The organism is Rhodanobacter sp. TND4EL1 (assembly GCF_054061035.1).
This window is the reverse complement of sequence record NZ_JBSSDT010000002.1, coordinates 666099-684797: the sequence shown is the minus strand read 5'-3', so window position 1 is coordinate 684797 and position 18699 is coordinate 666099. Positions and strand designations below refer to the sequence as shown.

Annotated in this window: 14 protein-coding genes; 9 read left to right on the top strand and 5 right to left on the bottom strand. The window is 64.3% G+C overall.

Going from position 1 to position 18699, the window contains the following annotated elements:
- The first annotated feature begins 65 nt into the window (after nucleotides 1–65).
- The 5 genes from ACVWWQ_RS09635 (at nucleotide 66) to ACVWWQ_RS09615 (ending at nucleotide 10730) form a co-directional block, all read left to right on the top strand.
- Complete coding sequence (locus ACVWWQ_RS09635; RefSeq protein ID WP_133947774.1) at nucleotides 66–3812, top strand: translocation/assembly module TamB domain-containing protein; 3747 nt, start codon at nucleotides 66–68, stop codon at nucleotides 3810–3812.
- 104 nt (nucleotides 3813–3916) lie between these two features.
- Complete coding sequence (locus ACVWWQ_RS09630) at nucleotides 3917–4405, top strand: DUF4019 domain-containing protein (protein ID WP_133947776.1); 489 nt, start codon at nucleotides 3917–3919, stop codon at nucleotides 4403–4405.
- Nucleotides 4406–4551: 146 nt separating this feature from the next.
- On the top strand, nucleotides 4552–6603 hold the full coding sequence (locus ACVWWQ_RS09625; protein ID WP_133947778.1) for a M13 family metallopeptidase: 2052 nt from the start codon (nucleotides 4552–4554) through the stop codon (nucleotides 6601–6603).
- A gap of 144 nt (nucleotides 6604–6747) precedes the next feature.
- Nucleotides 6748–9798 (top strand): diguanylate cyclase, encoded by a 3051-nt coding sequence (locus ACVWWQ_RS09620; protein WP_133947780.1) that lies wholly within the window; start codon nucleotides 6748–6750, stop codon nucleotides 9796–9798.
- Between the two features lie 542 nt (nucleotides 9799–10340).
- A complete protein-coding gene (locus ACVWWQ_RS09615; RefSeq protein WP_133947782.1) occupies nucleotides 10341–10730 on the top strand; it encodes a DUF4260 domain-containing protein in 390 nt (129 codons plus the stop codon).
- A gap of 132 nt (nucleotides 10731–10862) precedes the next feature.
- On the opposite strand, the gene ACVWWQ_RS09610 is transcribed toward ACVWWQ_RS09615, so the two are convergent.
- The 4 genes from ACVWWQ_RS09610 to ACVWWQ_RS09595 all read right to left on the bottom strand — a co-directional run bounded on the left by ACVWWQ_RS09610 (nucleotide 10863) and on the right by ACVWWQ_RS09595 (nucleotide 14358).
- Nucleotides 10863–12257: a beta-propeller fold lactonase family protein gene (locus ACVWWQ_RS09610; protein WP_133947784.1), complete on the bottom strand. Its 1395-nt coding sequence runs from the start codon at nucleotides 12255–12257 to the stop codon at nucleotides 10863–10865.
- 43 nt (nucleotides 12258–12300) lie between these two features.
- On the bottom strand, nucleotides 12301–12750 hold the full coding sequence (locus tag ACVWWQ_RS09605; RefSeq protein WP_208321574.1) for a DUF305 domain-containing protein: 450 nt from the start codon (nucleotides 12748–12750) through the stop codon (nucleotides 12301–12303).
- A gap of 216 nt (nucleotides 12751–12966) precedes the next feature.
- The gene (locus tag ACVWWQ_RS09600) at nucleotides 12967–13239 is read right to left on the bottom strand and encodes a high-potential iron-sulfur protein (RefSeq protein WP_133947786.1); all 273 of its coding nucleotides are present in this window, start codon (nucleotides 13237–13239) and stop codon (nucleotides 12967–12969) included.
- A 120-nt stretch (nucleotides 13240–13359) separates the two neighbouring features.
- Nucleotides 13360–14358, bottom strand: coding sequence for a YncE family protein (locus ACVWWQ_RS09595; protein ID WP_457383376.1), 999 nt, complete (start codon nucleotides 14356–14358; stop codon nucleotides 13360–13362).
- Between the two features lie 205 nt (nucleotides 14359–14563).
- Here ACVWWQ_RS09595 and ACVWWQ_RS09590 point away from each other — a divergent pair, with 205 nt between their 5' ends.
- Together ACVWWQ_RS09590 and ACVWWQ_RS09585 are read left to right on the top strand one after the other, a co-directional pair.
- Nucleotides 14564–15082: a sigma-70 family RNA polymerase sigma factor gene (locus ACVWWQ_RS09590; protein ID WP_133947788.1), complete on the top strand. Its 519-nt coding sequence runs from the start codon at nucleotides 14564–14566 to the stop codon at nucleotides 15080–15082.
- On the top strand, nucleotides 15079–15855 hold the full coding sequence (locus ACVWWQ_RS09585) for an anti-sigma factor (RefSeq protein ID WP_133947789.1): 777 nt from the start codon (nucleotides 15079–15081) through the stop codon (nucleotides 15853–15855). Before ACVWWQ_RS09590 ends, ACVWWQ_RS09585 begins: the two co-directional genes overlap by 4 nt.
- 175 nt (nucleotides 15856–16030) lie before the next feature.
- Here the strand turns inward: ACVWWQ_RS09585 and ACVWWQ_RS09580 are convergent, their stop codons facing one another.
- Nucleotides 16031–16933 (bottom strand): LysR family transcriptional regulator, encoded by a 903-nt coding sequence (locus ACVWWQ_RS09580; protein WP_133947790.1) that lies wholly within the window; start codon nucleotides 16931–16933, stop codon nucleotides 16031–16033.
- A gap of 131 nt (nucleotides 16934–17064) precedes the next feature.
- Here ACVWWQ_RS09580 and ACVWWQ_RS09575 point away from each other — a divergent pair, with 131 nt between their 5' ends.
- Both ACVWWQ_RS09575 and ACVWWQ_RS09570 read left to right on the top strand, forming a co-directional pair.
- Complete coding sequence (locus tag ACVWWQ_RS09575) at nucleotides 17065–17826, top strand: SDR family oxidoreductase (RefSeq protein ID WP_133947791.1); 762 nt, start codon at nucleotides 17065–17067, stop codon at nucleotides 17824–17826.
- 118 nt (nucleotides 17827–17944) lie between these two features.
- Entirely contained in the window at nucleotides 17945–18619 is a 675-nt protein-coding gene (locus ACVWWQ_RS09570; protein WP_133947793.1) for an HAD family hydrolase, read from the top strand.
- The last annotated feature ends 80 nt before the right edge of the window (nucleotides 18620–18699 follow it).

The window sequence follows — 18699 nt, the reverse complement described above, 5'->3', positions numbered from 1 at the left end:
ACGGGCTTCGTAGTTCGAACCAGCGGCACGGATACTTGGAAATCAATCAGGAGCAGACGGACAGCATGAAGTGGGTCAAGCGCATCGCCATCGGATTCGCCGCGCTGCTGTTGCTCATGGCGGCGGCTCTGTGGTGGCTGCTCGACACCGGCGCGGGCCTGCGTTTCGCGTTGGCGCGCGCGCAAGCGGCAACCGACGGCGCGCTGCGGGTGCAGCAGGCGAACGGCCGCCTGGCCGGCCCGCTCGACCTCACCGGCGTGCGTTATGACGATGGCAAGGGCACGGTCGTCCAGCTGGCCACGGCCCGCCTTGATCTGCGCTTGTGGCCGCTGCTGGTGAAGCGTGTCCATGTGCTGGCGCTGGATGCCGATGGCGTCCAGGTGAGCCTGCCCGCGCCCAGCGCCGACAAGAAAGACACCGGCAGTTTCTCACTGCAACCGCCGCTCCAGATCATCTTCGATCGCGCGCACGTGGGCAGCGTGAAGGTAAGTCAGGCGGGCAAGCCGGTCTTCGCCTCGGACCGACTCGACCTCGCCGGCCGCTGGACCAACGAGGGCATCGAGGTGCGTCAGCTGGTGCTGCAGGCCCCGGATGGCCACGTCGACCTGGACGGCCTGCTGGCGCTGGGAACGCCCTACCACGGCAACGGCAAGGCGGCGTTTGCCTGGAAGGTTGGCGACACCGACTACGCCGGCAGCCTCGATGCACACAGTGACGGCAAGCACGCGCAGCTCGACATCCGACTCACCGCACCGACTTCGGCCCAGCTGCAACTGGCTCTGACCCAGAGCGGCGATTACGCGTGGACCGGCAAGCTCGACGCACCACGCTTCGACCCCAAGCCCTTGCTGGGCGAGAGCTCACTGAAGGCGCTGGCCATCGCCGTGCAAGGCCACGGTGACCGCTACAGCGGCACGCTCACCGGTCAGCTCGATCTCAACGACTACCAGTTCCTGCTGCAACCGCTGCGCGCGCAATTCAGCCACGACTTCCACACGCTCGACCTGCAACAGCTCACGCTCGGCTCGCCGCAAATCAAGGGCAGCGTGGAAGCCAGCGGCACGATTCAGCTCGCTGCCCAGCCGCTCAGTGCCGACTTGAACGTGCACTGGAAAGATCTGGTGCTTCCCGCCGAACTGGCCGGCCAAGAACTGGCCAGCGACGGTGAGCTCAAGGCCCGTGGCAGCGTGGAGAAGTATCAGGCGACCGGCAACATCCACCTGGGTCAGCCGGGCAAACTCGCCGCGCTGACGCTGGATCTGGAAGGCTCACCCAAGCTGGTCCAGCTGCGCACGCTGGCCTTGAAACAGGCGCAGGGCGGCCTTCAGGCCCACGGTACGCTGACCTTGCAACCCACGCTGGGATGGCAAATCGAGGCCACCGCCGACAAGCTCAACCCCGGCGCGCTGTTCGCCGGCTGGAACGGGGCACTGGATTTCGACATCGCCAGCCAGGGCAGCCTGCCGAGCGAAGGCCCGGATGCCACCCTGGACATTCGGCGACTGGGTGGCAAGCTGCGCGATCGCGCCGTCAGCGGCAGTGGCAAGCTGCACCTGTCGCCGGACGAAGTGGTGGACGGTCAGCTCGAGCTGGGCTCGGCGCGCAGCAGCATCCGTGTCGTGGGCAAGCCGGGCAACAGCAACAACATCGATCTGACCCTGGCGGTCGCCTCGCTGGGCGACTGGTTGCCCGACGCTGGCGGGCGTCTGGACGGCCATTTCACTATCGCGGGCAAACAGCCCAGGCTGAGCATCAACGGCCAGCTCAACGGTCAGGCGCTTTCTTGGCAGGCACGGAAGGCCGACACCTTGCAGGTGATAGTCGGCCTGCCCGATATCAGTCACCCGGCCGGCAAGATCGATCTGCGGACCAGCAACGTGTATCTGCAAGGCCTGCTGTTCCAGCAGATGAACCTGCTGGCCGAGGGCAGCCAGACAGATCATCGCCTGCAACTGGACGCACGTGGCACGCAGTTGTCGGGGCGACTCGACCTGCACGGATCGCTGAAAGGCGAGGCATGGAAAGGCACGCTGTCGACACTGAATCTGGAGCCGCAGGGCATGCCGTCGTGGCGTCTGCTGCAACCGACCCAGCTCGCCTACAACGGCGGCGCGATGAGCCTGTCCGAACTGTGCTTGAGCGCCGGTGAGCCGCAACTGTGTGTCACCGCGAAGCAGGACAAGCCCGGCAACCTCGACGCCAGCTACCGCTTGCAGTCACTGCCGCTGGCCCTGCTGTTGAACGCCACCGGCAATGCCGACATGCCGATGCGCGCCGACGGCACCCTGCAAGGCAGCGGCAAGCTCCATCGCAGTGCGGCCGGCGCACTCAGCGGCAATGCCTCGCTCAATTCCGCCCAGGGCACGATCAGCTACACCGATCGCACCGATCAGCCGCTGCTGCACTACAACCAGCTGCGGGTGGATGCCGAGTTGGGCACGACCAGCCAGCGGATCGAGGCCCATGCCGGACTGGATGACGGCGGGCGGCTGGACGGCCAGGTCACCATCAGCGGCGCCCGGCAGACGCTTGGCGGCCAACTCGATCTGCGCCTGAACAATCTCGCCTTCGTCGAGTTGTTCAGCACCGAGGTGGCGAACGTCAAGGGCGGCGCCAACGGCAGCTTCCGCTTCGGCGGCACGTTGAAGCAACCGGCGATCCTCGGCCAGGCCAACGTCACGAATTTCTCCGCGGAGCTGCCCTCCGCCGGGCTCAAGCTGAGCCAGGGCCAGCTCACCGTCAGCACCAGCGATGCCCGGCAGTTCCTGGTCCAGGGCAGCGTGAAGTCGGGCAACGGCAGCGTGACGATCAACGGCACGGCCGGACTGGGCGCCACCGGCCAGACCTCGCTCAGTCTGAAGGGCAGTCAATTCACCGCCGTCGATATTCCCGCGGCCAAGGCGGTCATCTCACCCGACCTCACCTTGAAGCAGGATGCCAAGGGCATCGTGATCGGCGGCTCGCTCGGCATCGACAGCGCGGATGTGAATGCCGAAAAGCTGCCCGGCGCCGGCGCCACCCAGGCTTCGTCCGACGTGGTCGTGGTGGATGAAAAGCAGCAGCAGGAAGCGGCCAGCAAGCTGCCGATCAGTGCGGTGGTCAAGGTCGACCTGGGACGCAAGACACATATCGTGGGGATGGGTTTGAACGGTCGAGTGAGCGGCCTGCTCACGGTGATCGAACATCCCGGTCGCGCCACTGTCGGTCAGGGCCAGATCGCGGTCAACGGCACCTACCGGGCTTACGGCCAGGATCTCACCATCCAGCGTGGCCAGCTGCTTTTCGCCAGCACACCGATCGACAACCCGGGCCTCAACATCCGCGCCGTGCGCAAGCTCAATCCCAACGCGACCATCGACGAAGGCCAGGAAGTGGGCCTGCTGGTTTCCGGTACGGCGCAACGGCCGATTCTCACGGTGTTTTCCAACCCGGTGATGGAACAGTCCGACGCGCTGTCCTATCTCGTCACCGGCAAGCCGCTGTCCCAGGTCAAGGGTGGCGAAGGCGACATGGTCGGCGCCGCGGCGCAGGCGCTGGGCTCGGCCGCGGGCGACCTGCTGGCCAAGAGCATCGGCTCCAAGCTGGGCGTGGACGACATCGGGGTTTCCAGCAACGAGGCGCTCGGCGGCAGTTCCGCCTTCACCGTGGGCAAATACCTCTCGCCACGGCTGTACCTGAGTTACGGCGTCGGCCTGTTCGAGCCGGGCGAGGTGATCACCCTGCGCTACCGGCTCAGCAAGCGCTGGAATTTCGAGGCCCAGCAGGCCACCGAATTCAGCCGCGCCAGCCTGAACTACCGCATCGAGAAATAGTCGCGAGGCAACCCTCGACGCCGACGACCCGCATCATGCAAGCTGGGCGACCAACCGATCGGCCGAATCCACGCTCGTCGCTCATCCCAATGGAGATTCACCGCATGCTCAAGAAGACCCTGCTGACCGCCCTTCTGCTTGGCGCCTCGCTCGGCGCGTTGGCGCAATCGCCAGCACCGGCAGCTCCGGCAACGCCACCGGCAACGACGTTGACGCCCGCGCAGAAGGCCGCACTGGAGAAGCAGAACACCCAGATGACGCAAGCCTCGCTGCGTATCGCGCAGATGGTAGACCAGGGCCAGTTCGGCCAGGTCTGGGACCAGTCCTCCAGCGTGACCCGGCAGATCATCCAGCGGGCCGACTTCGTGCAGAGCGTGGGCGCCGATCGCGCCAGGCTCGGCATCGCCAGCGGGCGCAAGCTGCAGTCGATCACCCGGACCGCATCGAAAGGCGGCAAGGTGCCGGCCGGCCTGTACGTCAACGTCAGCTACGCGACCCACTTCGCCAAGGCGCAGAAGCCCGTGCGCGAGCTGATCTCGTTCCACCTGGACAGCGACAAGGTCTGGCGCGTGGCCGGTTACACCCTGCGCTGACACGCCGGCTTCCCCGCGGGCCGGCACCGAAGTCACCGGACCGGCCCGCGCTGCTCGACAAACCGGCATGGCCCATGCCGCGGAGGACATGCAGAAAAAGCCCGCTTGGCGCACTATCGTGGGACTTTTCCCCGATGGAGGCGATCATGCAACACATGCGATGGATTCTTGGTGCGGCGATCCTGTGCAGCTCGCCGGCATGGGCCGCCACGGCGATTGATCACCCGATCGGGATCGACCTGAAGGGCATCGACCACAGCGTCAAACCCGGCGACGACTTCTTCCGCTATACCAACGGTGACTGGCTGAAGACCGCGAAGATCCCCGCCGACCGCTCCAGCACCGGCAGCTTTTTGAAGATCTTCGAGCTGACCGAGAAACACACGGCCGACCTGATCCGCAACGCCGGCGCCAGCCATCCCGCCGCCGGCAGCAATGCGCGCAAGATCGCCGACTACTACGCGGCCTGGATGGACACCGCCGCCATCGAAAAGCACGGCCTGGCAGCGATCAAGCCCGAGCTGGCGCAGATCGATGCGATCGCCTCGCGTGATGATCTGGCCCGCGTGCTGGGCAGTCGCCTGCGCGCCGACGTGGATCCGATCAACGCCACCAACTACCACACGCAGAATCTGTTCGGCCTGTTCGTCACGCAGGGGCTGGAAGATCCCTCCCACCACGTTGCCTACCTGCTGCAAGGTGGCATCGGGCTGCCCAGCCGTGACTACTACCTGTCCAGTGATCCGCACATGGTCGAGGCGCGCGGCAAATACCTCACCTATGTCGCGACGCTGCTGAAGCAGGCCGGCATCGCCGATGCGCAGACCAAGGCGAAGACCATCGTTGCGCTGGAGACGAAGATCGCCAAGGCACAGGCCAGCCTGATCGACAGCGAAGACGTGCACAAGGCGAACAACCTTTGGAGCATGGCGGATTTCGCCGCGAAGGCACCGGGGCTGGACTGGGCCACCTATTTCAAGGCCGCCGGGCTGCAGGACCAGTCGCGGATCGACGCCTGGCAAGCCGGCGCGATCAGCGGCCTGTCCGCGCTGACCGCCAGCGAGCCGCTGCAGGCGTGGAAGGATCTGCTCACCTTCCACACCATCAACCACGCCGCCGGGCTGCTGCCGAAGGCCTATGCCGACCTGAATTTCGATTTCTACGTGCATGACCTGCAGGGCACGCCGGTGCAACAGCCGCGCTGGAAGCGTGCCGTCGGCGCCACCAGCACCGAGCTCGGCGATGCGGTTGGCCAGCTGTACGTGAAGCAGTACTTCCCGGCATCGTCCAAGGCAGAGATCGAGCAACTGGTGAAGAACCTGGTCGCCGCGTTCCGCGACCGCATCGACACCTTGAGCTGGATGACTCCGGCCACCCGCGCCAAGGCCAAGGACAAGCTGGACACCTTGCGCGTGGGCGTGGGCTATCCGGAAACCTGGCGCGACTACAGCTCGCTCGATATTCGTGCCGATGACGCGCTCGGCAACCGTCTGCGCGCCGAAAAATACGAGTACGAACACCAGCGCGCCAAGCTCGGCCAGCCGGTGGACAAGGGCGAGTGGTGGATGACGCCGCAGACCGTCAACGCGGTCAACCTGCCACTGCAGAACGCACTGAACTTCCCCGCCGCGATCCTGCAGGCGCCGTTCTTCGACCCCAAGGCTGACGCCGCCGCCAACTACGGCGCGATCGGCGCCATCATCGGCCACGAAATCAGCCACAGCTTCGACAACCTCGGCGCCGAGTTCGATGCCCAGGGCAAGCTGGACAACTGGTGGACACCGGAAGATCTTGCGCACTTCAAGGCTGCCGGACAGCAACTGGTCGAACAGTTCAACCAGTACCAGGCCCTGCCCGGCCTGCATGTGGATGGCAAGCAGACGCTCGGCGAAAACATCGCCGACGTCTCCGGCCTCACCATCGCCTATCTGGCCTACCAGAAGTCACTGAACGGCAAGCCGGCGCCAGTGATCGATGGCCTCACCGGCGACCAGCGCTTCTTCATCGCGTTCGGCCAGGCCTGGCGCGGCAAGATCCGCGATGCGGCTCTGCGTCAGCGCCTCGCCACCGACGTGCACGCCCCCGGCGACTTCCGCGCCGAAACCGTGCGCAATCTCGACCAGTGGTATCCGGCGTTCAAGGTGAAGCCGGACGAGAAGCTGTACCTGGCGCCGAAGGATCGGGTGAAGATCTGGTAGTCACCTGACACCCCAGGAGGGCCGCACGAAAGTGCGGCCTTCTTGCATCGTGACGTCCCGGCCCCGCAAACCATCGATGCTATTCTGGGAATGAAGCGCCCATCGGCGCGGTCCATAGAGCAAGTGCTTCAGGAACGGGGATTGATGGGGAACCGATCGGGCTGGCTGATGCGACTGGCCATGGCGGCGCTGATGGTGCTCGTCCCGCTGGCGGCACCGCTGCATGCGAACATCTCGCCCAAGGCCAAACCGCTTGATCTGTTCGATCTCGGCGCCCCGGCATTCACCACGTTCACCACCCGTGACGGCCTGCCGGACCCGGTCGCCGTCACCATCCGCACGGATCGCCAGGGCATCGTCTGGGCAGGCACGCCGCACGGCCTGGCCTGGTATGACGGCAAGCGCTGGCACCCACTCGATGACCCCGCGCTGTCCGGCTACATCAGCCAGTTGTTCGTCGACGATGCCGGCACGCTCTGGGCCTGCGGCAGCACCTTTGGCCTGGCACGTCACGACGGCAAGCACTGGCATATCGAGACTGCGGACGATGGCCTCACCAGCACGCAGATCCGGCGGCTGGTGGAGACCGATCACCAGGGCAGCAAACGGCTGTGGGCAGTGAGCCCGGGCGCCGGACTGTTCTACCGCGAGCACGGCCGCTGGCAGGCCGACCCGGGCAATGCGCAACTGCCGCACGCCGGTTTCCTGACACTGGCACAAACCCATCATCTTTTCGGCCACGAGCGATTGTGGGCCGGTTCGGTCAGCGATGGTCTGTGGTATCGCGAGGGCGGCGGCCCATGGCAGCGCTTCAGCGCACCGAGCTTCGACGTCGGCAACGGTCTGGCCTACCTGTTGGCCACGAACCATGACGGGCACGAAGCGCTATGGGTGTCGGTCTTCAACTCCGGACTGTGGCGACTGGACGAGCACGGCCTGCGGCACTGGAGCGTGGCGTCCGGCGAACTGCCCACCGACGTGCTCTACAACATGGTCCAGACGCCGACCGCGGATGGCGGCCAGGCCGTGTGGGCCTCGTCGCGCAACGGCCTGATCCGGATCTATCGCGACAAGGTGCAGGTGTTCGACCGGCGCTACGGCTTGCAGTCCAATGCCATCCGCGGCGTCAGCACCTGGCGCAGCCCGAATCACACTTACGTCTTGTGGGCGGCCACCGAGGACGGTGTCGCCCGCACCATCGTGGACGAAAGCAAATGGAAGACCGTCTCACTGCTGGGCTCGTCGCAGACCGGCGTACTCAGCGTGCTGGTCGATACCGACGCGCCGGGCAATGAACGACTATGGGTCGGCTCCGACGGCGACGGGCTGGGCCTGTACACGCATGGTGGCTGGCGCTATTTCAACAAGGCCAACGGCCAACTGGCAGACGCCAACGTGACCATGATCGCGCGTGCCGACGATCAGCAAGGCCGCAGCGCGGTCTGGCTCGGCACCGGCGCTGGCCGTTTGCTGCGGGTCACGGACGAAACCCGCTTCGAGCCAGTCACCACACCCTGGCCGCGCCAACCCGGTCAGCGTCTGAACGACATGCTCAGCCGCCACATCGATGGCCACGTGGAGCAATGGTTTGCCACCGACAGTTCGGGTGTCTATCGAATGCGTGACGGCATCTGGACGTCTTTCCGTCCGCAAGCTGCCGTGGGCAACTGGTCGGTGGAGAAACTGCTCGCGCAAACCACGGCTCATGGAGATGCGTGGCTGTGGGCCACCAGCAATCAGGGACTGGCCCGCTTCGATGGAAAGCAATGGGTACTGCTGGGCCACGATATCGGCCTGCCGGGGCTGAACCTGATCGGCCTGCAACTGATTCCCGACGCGCGGGGACGACCCATCCTGTGGCTGGGCAGTGTCCGCCACGGCATCATCCGCGTCGACATCAGCGACCCGCTGCATCCGCGTACCCTGCCCGCCGATCTGCCTGCGCCGCCGGATCTGACCGTCGACGGGGCGTTGGCTGATCCCGGCGGGCGCATCTACCTGTGCACCGATTCCGGTGTGCAGCTGCTTGTACCAGATGCCGGCCACTACCAATCACAGGTCTTCACCGTCCGCGATGGCCTGGTCAACAACGAGTGCAATCCCGACGCGCAGTTCATCGATGCGCACGGGCGGTTCTGGACCGGCACGCTGGGCGGCCTGATGGTGCATGCACCCGACCGCGCGAAAGCGGATTACGAAGCCAAGCCGCTCAAGCTGGTCCGTACCAGCGTCGACGAACGCACCATCGCTGACGGCGATATCGTCATTCCGCCCGGCCATCACAACCTGCGCGTGGACTTTGCCCTGCTGTCCTGGCAGCACGACGACGAGTCACGTTTCCGTACCTGGCTGGAAGGTTTCAGTCAGTCACCTGGCGCGTGGACCACTGACAACTTTCGCGAGATCGGCGCGCTGCCACCGGGCGATTACACGCTGCATATCGAGGCACGCGACTATGCCGGCAATGTCAGCACCCCGATCCTGTTGCCGATCACCGTGCAGCCGTGGTGGTGGCAGCGCGGATGGGCCCGGCTGCTGTTCGCGGCGCTTGCCTGCCTCATCGTCTACGCCCTGGTGCGGAGGCATGAGCACCGGCTGCGACGGCGCCAGCATGCGCTGGAGCAACGCATTGATGCACGCACGGCACAGTTGAACAGCGCCAATCGCCAATTGCTCGATCTTGCCCGCCGCGATGCGCTCACCGGCGTATTCAACAGACGCTGGCTGATGGAATCGCTGCAGCAGGCTGTCCATGGCGAGCACCGCGGCGCGACCGCTGCGCTGATCTTTCTCGACGTGGATCATTTCAAGGCCGTCAATGACACCTTCGGGCATCTGGCCGGCGACCACGCCTTGCGCAGTGTGGCCGGATCCATCAGCCATTGCCTGCCGAGCAACGCTGTGCTCGCCCGCTACGGCGGCGAGGAGTTTGCCTGCCTGTTGTTCAACACCGACCTGCCCGCCGCGCATGCGCTGGCCGAGACGATCCGCACCGAAGTGGGACGTCATCCGCTGCACGGACCCGACGGAACGACGCGCAGCATCACCGTCAGCGCGGGTGTCGCATGCCGCCGACTGGACGCCGACGGTGACGCAGAACTCCTGCTGCGCGACGCCGACGAAGCCCAGTACGAAGCCAAGCGCTCTGGCCGCAACTGCGTGCGCGACGCACCATGCATACCGCGTGAGCCGTGAGGCGGGCGATACCAACCCGGCGCAATTCAACAGCGGATTCCAGCGAATTTTCTGAACTTTTCCACGGCAGAAGCGCAGCGCATGCGGCGGATCTTCGCGAGGCATCCCTCCCCGCCCAAGCCGGCGCTTCACCACATTGAGAGCCAAGCCGACCGGGCGCTGGCCGCCGTCGCCAGAAGCACCTCGGTGCGGGAATAAAGTGTGCTGAGGGAGCGTCTTTACTCTTGAGCACGCTGCCTCGAAGATTGCCCCCACTCGCGCCATGGTGGTCAGATCCAGACCGGGAGAAAGTTGATGAGACAGGCTGCGTCGTGATGCCTGCCACGTGATTCCCGCTGGTGCTGTGCGCATCACCGGAAACGCACGCTTCGCCAGGTGCGCGTGCATGGCCATGGTGTTCGTGGAAACGTCCTCTTTGGCTGACGGTGGCATCGCCATACCGTCATGGCCCCGGAGGCCGCAAGGGGAAGTCTCTTTTTACTCGTTCAGTATGGACGGCTGCGCGGTCGTTCAATTCCAGCGTCAGACCAGGGAGAAGTGTCATGGCAGATGCGGTGTCAGGTGGCGTACGGACTGTGATCCGTCTTGAAGGACTGTGCGTTCTCGTGGTCAGTCTTCTGGCCTATGCGAAGTTTGGTGGCAGCTGGGGCATCTTCGCCTTGTGTTTCTTTGTTCCCGACCTGTCTTTTCTTGGCTATCTGGCCGGGCCGCGAGCGGGTGCCGTGTCGTACAACTCCCTGCATTCATATATCGGTGCCCTGGCGTTGCTGGCAGCGGGCATTTTTCTGTCGGCGTCTGTTGCAGCCACAGCCGGCATCATCTGGATGGCTCACATCGGTTTTGACCGTTCGCTCGGCTATGGCCTCAAATACCAGGCCGGATTCGGGCTTACCCATCTGGGCTTCATCGGGCGCGCAAGGACGGGCAACTGATGCACTCGGCCCAGTGGCGCGCAGGAGAATCCGCGGGTTGCTCTGCGCGTTGCCGTTCGCCCCGGGCGGGACCCGGGGCGAACGGATGGATGGCGCGACGTGCAACGCGTAGCCAATCAGCTCATGCCGTGATTACCGGGCATTGACCAGGGCGGCCGTGCTGACATCGACCGGTGCGCTGCCTTCCATGACAACAATGCGGTTTTCCGGTGCGCGAGCCTTGCTGCCGGGTTGGACCTTGCGTCGCATCGGCCCGATCATCGTGCCGGCAGCTTTGCCGCTTTCATCGGTCATGAAGCTGGCTGCCACCGACTTCGTGCCGTCCAGATACACGCTGTAGGCCGTTTTCGGCTTCAGTGCGAACAGATTGACTTCAAGCGCATCGAGCACACCCAGATTGCGCAGCACCACAAAGCCGCGTCCATTTTCCTTGACGGCCTTGAGCGGGATATTGACCGGATCGGTGTTGACGCGTGATACCAGATTGGTCGCACCATCGCCGTGGGGTACGACATTGGAGATGAACACCAGTGCCTGCGGCGCCTGACCCACCGGAACCCTCGCCACCACCTTGTTGCTGGACGTGTCGATCACGTCGACGGCATCACCGTTCTCCAGACCGACATAGATGCGACTGCTGTCGTCGGACGTCCATATGCCATGCGGCAACGCTCCGGTGGGAATGGTCGTGACCAGTTTCGCCGGTTTGTCGGTGGTGTACACCTTGACGACGTTTTCGCCGCCCACCGTGACGTACGCCAGCACTTTTCCGCCGACCGTGGCAAACGAAATGTGATTGGTGATGAAGCCGGTATCCATGACGTCGTCCACCTTCAATGTCCCGGTGTCGATGCGGGTCACCTTGCCCACGTCCTTGTGCGTCATCCAGATCTCGCCATGATCCGGGGTCAACTGGAGAAAGGGTGAGAACGGACTGACGACGTCGATACGCTTGACGATCTTGTGGGATTTGACATCCACCACGTCCACTTTGGGCGTGAAGCTCGACACCACGAAGGCGAGCTTCCCGTCCGGCGGAAAGATCACCATGCCCGGCCCCAGATCGGTCTGGATGCGACGTGTCTCCTTGTAGGTATTCGGGTCGATGACCGAGATGTAATCCTCGCCCCGAACCACGACCCAAACCTCTTTGCCATCGGCCGTGAAGAAACCCTCATGCGGCGAACGCCCGATATAGGTGGTGCCCTTGACTCTATTGGTGGCCGTGTCGATGAACGTGACCGAGTTGGATCCATTGGAAACGACGATCAGCGTCTTGTGATCGGGAGAAAACCCCATGCCGTGAACGTTGATCTGGCCCTTGTACAAGGGCGAAAGCAGGTCCGGCCGCTCATTTCCCAGGCGAATCTGGCCGACCAGCATGTTGGTGGCCGGGTTGATCACCGACACGGTATTGCTGTTCTGGTCGGCCGTGTAGACACGGTCGCGTGCTGTCGGCAACGCCATCGCGGCGTTGGCAAACAGTCCGGCGGCGGCCATGGCGAAGAAGACGGAAGTTCTTTTCATGATGGTGTGCCTGTGAGATGGGTTTGTGAAAGTGCGCGAGAAGTCAGGAACCCGGGTGACTTTTCAGCCAGGCTTGCATGACGTGAATCTCGGTTTGCTGTTCGGCGATGATCCCCAGAGCGATATTCCTGATCTCGGGATCCTTGGTGTAAAGCAGCACCGCCTTGGCCATGTCGACCGCGCCCTGGTGATGCGGGATCATCATTTCAATGAAATCGTGATCGGTTTTCCCGTTCATGGGCGCGCGTTGCATGCCGTCATCCATGACGACCATGGCGTCATTCATCAGCTCGGAAAATGACTTCTCGGTGCTGGCGACAAAGACCGGCGGGGTGCTGGCGGCACGAGACATGCCCTGCGCAGCGGAGGGGGCGTGACCAGCTTGCTGATGCGCCTCGTGCGCGCTCGCGCAGACACTCGCAAGACACAGACACAGGCACACACACCAGTGTCCTCCGCGACGACGCAACGCCTTTTTCCACATATTCTTCATAAGGCTTCTCCGGCAAGAATCAGCGCCTGATCAGCGCGGGCCTTTCTGCCCGACGGATATTCCACCTGACGTGATCCGGCGACGAAGGGCTGTACGCCGTTCAGGATGGACGGACAATTCGACAAGACCTGCGCCTGGGCAGGGATGGGGTTTGATGTCGAGTGGCGCGATGGCGTCGATGTCGGCGCGCAACACACGTCGACAACGACTTTCCTCTCAACCGTTTCCGGCATACGCCAGGCACCAGGCCTTGGGGCTGATGTCTCCGGCGACGATGACGCAACGCCCCGCGGCATCAGGGTCCTTGCCGGGTATGAAGTTGGCGCAGTTCACACACGCCGACATGCCCTTGGGATGATCCTGGTACTGCAGTGCGGCCTTGCTTGCAGTGCCCGATGCGGCGGGAGCGTCGGCCCGCGTTGGGGCGGGCCAGCCCAGCAACGAAAGGCCAGCGACGGCGCCGCCGGCCACGACCAGATGCCGCAACATGGTGCGACGAGAGAACGATGTATGAAGCAAGTCTTTCAAAATGCTGTCCTCGATGACGATGAAAAAGACGGTTGGCGCGGGGAGCTGAAAACCGCACCAACCGCAAAAGGTTGTGTTGGATCAGTCGTTGCCGACCACGGTCAGCCAGAACGGCAACTTGCCCTGCGTCGGCACCTGCTTGACCACTTCCAACGTGGTGGTGTCGATCACCGCGATCTTGTCGGTGCCGGTGACGCCAACGTAGAGCCAGCGCCCATCGCGGCTGGCGCGAACACCATGCGGCCCCTGCCCGACCTCGATGCGCTTGACCACCTTGAACGTGGCCGGATCGATCACGTCGACGACGTGGTCGGCGATCGCGCCGGTGAACACGTAACGACCGCCGGGAATCACGTCGATGCCACCGTGACTCAGTCCGACGGGGATCACCGCAAGCACCTTGCGCGACTTGATATCGATCGCGGCGACCTTGCCCACCAGATCGCGCACCCACAGCGTGTGCCCATCGGCGGAAAGATCGAGGTTGTGCGGGCCGTGGATACCCGGCACCGGAATCTCATCGACTTTCTCCAGCGACCTCATGTCCACCACGGCCACGCCGGTGCCGCCTTGCAAGGTGACGTAGGCGAGCTTGCCATCCTCGGTGAAGCGCACGTTGTGCGGCACCTTGCCGACGGCGATCAACTTGACCAGCTTTTGTCTGCGCATGTCGATCGCCGCCACCGTGCCGCCACCGGCGCTGACGGCCATGCCCCACTGACCATCCGGGCTGATCGCCACGCCTTGCGGCGTCGGGCCGATCTCGAAGGTGGCGAGCTTCTTGCCGCTGCGCGCGTCCAGCAGATAGGCCTCCGGCTGATCCTTGCTGCTGACCAGCATGCGGGTGCCGTCATGACTGATGGTGTCGTAATGCGCGCCGGGAAAACCGGCCCAGGCGTTGCCCGCCGGCAGGCCTTCCACCGCGCCGCTCGTCTGCAAGGTCACATAGACCGGGGCGGGAAACAGGTTTTCCGGCTCGGTGGCGCGGGCGGCGCCGATGCCAAGCGCCAGTGCCACGGCAGAGCCGATCAGCGCCTGCTGCAGACGCCGTGAAGTCGATGATTTCTTGCTCAAGAGCATGCCAATTCCTGCGGTTCGGGGAGTTTTTTGATCCGATGGCCGACAAGCAGGCTGGAAGCCCTGCGAAGCCGCGCCGTCGCCATGAAAGCGTCGGGTCGTGCATGAGGGACGCTCCACGCCGGGGTTTATTCCCTGAGTTGCGGAATATTCCGCGCGCAGAGGCGTCTACACTGCATCCGCCACACCGAGAGAGGGTCATCCGGCCATGCTCGACCACGACATAGACGATCAGTTGCGTGAACTGATGCCACGGCTGCGCCGCTTCTCGCGCTGGCTCACCCGCGACCCCACCAGCGCCGATGACCTGGTCCAGTCCTCACTGGAGCGCGCGTTGTCACGCTGGGGCAGCCGGCGCGACGAGACCGCCTTGCGGCCCTGGGTGTTCGCCATCGCGTACCGGCAATTCCTGGACGGGAAACGTCGCGCGCGTCGCTACGCCAGCATGCTCGAGCTCTTTCGAAACAGTCAGGAACAGGAACAACCATCGACCGAACGCGAAGTGGTCGCACAATCGGTGGTGCAGGCACTGGAACGCCTGCCGGACGAGCAACGCCATCTGTTGCTGTGGATCTCGGTGGAGGGCCTCAGCTACCGCGAGGTGGCCGACTTGCTCGAGGTACCGATCGGTACCGTGATGTCGCGCTTGTCGCGCGCACGCGCGGCGCTGCGCCGGCTCGGTGATGGTGAAGTGTCGAAGACTCCCGCCCTACGGATACTCAAATGAACGACAGCAACGAAACACGCTCCTTCGTTGACGAAGCCGACCTGCATGCCTACATCGATGGCCGTCTGGACGATGCCGGCTGCGTGCGCGTGGAAGCCTGGCTGGAACGCCACCCCGAGCGCGCCGAAGAGGTCCGCGGGTGGCAGCGCGATGCCCAGCAACTGCGTGCCGCCCTCGGCGGTCTGCCCGAGCCAACGCGGCAGCCAAGGCTCGATCCGGCCATGATCCGGGTGCGTCGTCGCGGGCGCATGCGTGCCCGACTGGCCATGGCGGCGATGCTGGTGCTGACGCTTGGCGTGGGCGGCCTGGGGGGGTGGCAGGCGCGCAACCTGACCACGCCGACAGGCGCGGCACCCATGGCCGACGCCCTGCAGGCGTATCGGATGTTTGCGATGAGCGAGAACGTGCAACTCGACGCGACGCAACAGCATCCGGGTGATCTGCAGGCATGGCTGGACAGTCATTTTCAAAACGCCGCACCCTTGCCGCAACTGGACCGCGCGGGCTTTCACCCCGTGGGTGGACGCCTGCTTGCCACCGAGGCCGGTCCGGCCGCGATGGTGCTGTATGAAAACTCACAGGGCAATGCGATCAGTTTCTACATCCGCCCGCCCTCGCCCAGCGCGCGCCCGCTTGCGCGGGGTCAACGCCGCGAGGGACAGCTGGCCGCGGCGTACTGGTCAGGCAATGGTTACAACTACGCCCTGGTCAGCCGCGCCGACAGCTCCGATGTGCATGTGATCGACGACGCCTCGCGGCCCTCCACCATTTGATGGTCGCGTTGCCACTGTTTCGCGGAACCGAACCTGCGATGGACGCCGTGGAGTTGCCTGCCATGGGCCGTCCATACGTTGGCGACGACCTCCCGTGCCGGGCGAGCGGCGCGCCATCATCAGGCTCATCAACACGCCCCGCATCCGGCGTGTGCGCACGCGTGATGTCGATGGGCTAACGGAGAAATGGCGCCAGTTGCACAGCCAGCCATTCCATGAACACACGCACGCGACGCGGCAGATGGCGACGGTGGGCATACAACAACGTCACCGGCATCGGCATGGCGCGATAGTCGCGCAGGATTTCCTTCAGCTTGCCGCTTTTCAGCAGGGAGTGCATGCCTGCTGTCGGACCCTGGATCAGGCCGAATCCGGCTACGCAGGCTGCCTGGTAGCTGTCGGTGTTGTTGACGGTAAGCGCGCCGGGCATGGGTCGCACGTGCATGCCTTCGTCATCGACGTATTCGAAGCCGTCGGGTTGGCCGCCGAAGTTCTGCGCGTAATGCACCATGCGATGACCCTCCAGAGCGTCGGGATGGCGTGGCTCACCGTAGCGCCGAAGATAATCCGGGCTGGCGAAGGTGCCGATTTCCAACACGCCGAGCGGTCGCGCGATGAGGTTGTCGACGTCCTCCAGGGCGCCCACGCGCAACACGCAATCAAAACCCTCGCGAACCAGATCGACGCGCCGGTCGGCGCAACTCAACTCCAGCTCGATCCCCGGATGCTCGCCCAGAAAGGCCGGCAGCTGTGGCAGCACGAACAGGCGTGCCGTGGTGGTCGGCATATCCACGCGCAAGCGGCCGCGCAAATCGTATTCGTCGTCGCGGAACATCGACTGCAGTTCGTCGATGTCGTCGAGCATGTCGCGACAGCGCTCCAGAAAAGCCAATCCGTCCTGAGTCGGCTCGACACGCCGCGTGGTCCGGTGCAGCAGACGGGTGCCGAGCAGCGCCTCCAGTTGCTGGACCGCGATCGAGACACTGGCCTTGGGCAAGCCCAGATCCGTGGCTGCGCCAGTAAAACTGCCGCGTTCGGCGACGCGTGCAAAGACCTTCATGGCATCGATGTCGTGCATGGGAGATTGTTATTTATGCCTGAACAGTAAAATCATTTTTAGATTGTTTATGAGCAAATGACAAATCAATAGTCTGACGATCCGGCGCGAGACGCGCCTCCCCACGTCTCCGAATCAATCAAGGAACCGTCATGACTACCCACTCTCCCATCGCCCTGATCACCGGCGGCAATCGCGGCCTTGGTCGCCACGCCGCGCTGGCACTGGCCCGCCAGGGCACCGACATCATGCTTACCTACCGCCGTCATGCCGACGAGGCGCAGCAGGTCGTCGCAGAGATCGAAGCACTCGGTCGTCAGGCCGTGGCCCTGCCACTGGATATTTCCAGCGACCCGTTCCCGACGTTTGCCAACCAGGTGCGCGAAACACTGGCCGATCACTGGCAGCGCACGCAGTTCAACTTTCTGCTCAACAATGCCGGCGCCGGCACCACCGCCGCGTTTGCCGACACCACGGCGGCGCAGTTCGACCAGATGGTCGCGATCCATGTCAAAGGGCCATTCTTCCTGACGCAGGCGTTGCTGCCACTGCTGACCGATGGCGGTCGCATCCTCAACGTCTCTTCCGGACTGACCCGTTTCGCCCTCCCCGGCTACGCCGCCTACGCCATGATGAAGGGCGCGATGGAAGTGCTCACCCGTTATCAGGCGAAAGAGTTGGGTGCGCGTGGCATCAGCGTGAACACGCTCGCTCCCGGTGCCATCGAAACCGATTTCGGCGACGGTGCCGTGCGCGACAACGCGGGCCTCAATGCGCTGGTCGCCAGCAACACTGCCCTGGGTCGTGCGGGCTTGCCAGATGATATCGGCGGTGTCGTGGCAGCGTTGCTCGCCTCCGGCAGCGGCTGGATCAATGCGCAACGCATCGAAGCATCGGGCGGCATGTTCCTGTAACGACAAGACCGGCATGCCGTGGCCAAGGCGGCTTGCCGGGATTGCCTGATCCCGTCGACATGGTCATCGGAAGTGCCCCGTCACGATTTATAGTGCCCCGATTTTCGGGAGGTCGCCCATGCGTCACGAGCTTTTGATCTGTGACTTCGATGGCACGCTGGCCAATACGCGCAAGGCCGTGCTGCTGTGCATGCACGACACCTTGGGCGACCTTCTCGGGCCGACGGGAAACATCGATGTGGCGGATATAGAGCAGGTCGTCGCCACCGGCGCGGCACTGCCGCGAACCTTCGAACTGCTGCTGGCAAAGCTGGGCGCCAACTCACCGGAACGGGTCGATGACGCCATCGGCAACTACCGGGCACGCTATGCCCGCGACAGCGCCCGCAGGACCACGCTCTACCCCGGCGTGCGGCGCTGCCTCGATGCCGTGCGCGCCAACGGCATGCGGACGGCGGTGGTCAGCAACAAGGGCGAAGCGGCCTTGCGTGCGGCACTGGGAAACCTGGGCATCCTGGACCATTTCGATCTGGTGCTCGGCGAGCAGGCGGACTTGCCACCCAAGCCCGCCCCCGATCTTTTCGAACGGCGCATTCGCCCGTTCTTCGAGCTGGCCGACAACGCGTCAGCGCTGTTCGTGGGCGACACGCCCGCGGACCTGGCGTTCGCCAACAACGCCCGCATCGATAGTTGCTGGGCAACCTATGGGCACGGGGATCCGGCGGCATGCCGTGCCCTTCATCCGCGTTTCGAGATCGACGACTTCCATCAGCTGCAGACGCTGCCCGGATAGTTCCACCGGCTGACGGCAACCCGGCGCGCGGGTGTCGAAAGAAGATCGACGCCACGGTTCGCCACGCCATCAACGTTCGC

Coding starts and splice junctions, on each gene's coding strand:
- ACVWWQ_RS09635 (WP_133947774.1), top strand. CDS start 66: ATGAAGTGGGTCAAGCGCATCGCCATCGGATTCGCCGCGCTGCTGTTG.
- ACVWWQ_RS09630 (WP_133947776.1), top strand. CDS start 3,917: ATGCTCAAGAAGACCCTGCTGACCGCCCTTCTGCTTGGCGCCTCGCTC.
- ACVWWQ_RS09625 (WP_133947778.1), top strand. CDS start 4,552: ATGCAACACATGCGATGGATTCTTGGTGCGGCGATCCTGTGCAGCTCG.
- ACVWWQ_RS09620 (WP_133947780.1), top strand. CDS start 6,748: ATGGGGAACCGATCGGGCTGGCTGATGCGACTGGCCATGGCGGCGCTG.
- ACVWWQ_RS09615 (WP_133947782.1), top strand. CDS start 10,341: ATGGCAGATGCGGTGTCAGGTGGCGTACGGACTGTGATCCGTCTTGAA.
- ACVWWQ_RS09610 (WP_133947784.1), bottom strand. CDS start 12,257: ATGAAAAGAACTTCCGTCTTCTTCGCCATGGCCGCCGCCGGACTGTTT.
- ACVWWQ_RS09605 (WP_208321574.1), bottom strand. CDS start 12,750: ATGAAGAATATGTGGAAAAAGGCGTTGCGTCGTCGCGGAGGACACTGG.
- ACVWWQ_RS09600 (WP_133947786.1), bottom strand. CDS start 13,239: ATGTTGCGGCATCTGGTCGTGGCCGGCGGCGCCGTCGCTGGCCTTTCG.
- ACVWWQ_RS09595 (WP_457383376.1), bottom strand. CDS start 14,358: ATGCTCTTGAGCAAGAAATCATCGACTTCACGGCGTCTGCAGCAGGCG.
- ACVWWQ_RS09590 (WP_133947788.1), top strand. CDS start 14,564: ATGCTCGACCACGACATAGACGATCAGTTGCGTGAACTGATGCCACGG.
- ACVWWQ_RS09585 (WP_133947789.1), top strand. CDS start 15,079: ATGAACGACAGCAACGAAACACGCTCCTTCGTTGACGAAGCCGACCTG.
- ACVWWQ_RS09580 (WP_133947790.1), bottom strand. CDS start 16,933: ATGCACGACATCGATGCCATGAAGGTCTTTGCACGCGTCGCCGAACGC.
- ACVWWQ_RS09575 (WP_133947791.1), top strand. CDS start 17,065: ATGACTACCCACTCTCCCATCGCCCTGATCACCGGCGGCAATCGCGGC.
- ACVWWQ_RS09570 (WP_133947793.1), top strand. CDS start 17,945: ATGCGTCACGAGCTTTTGATCTGTGACTTCGATGGCACGCTGGCCAAT.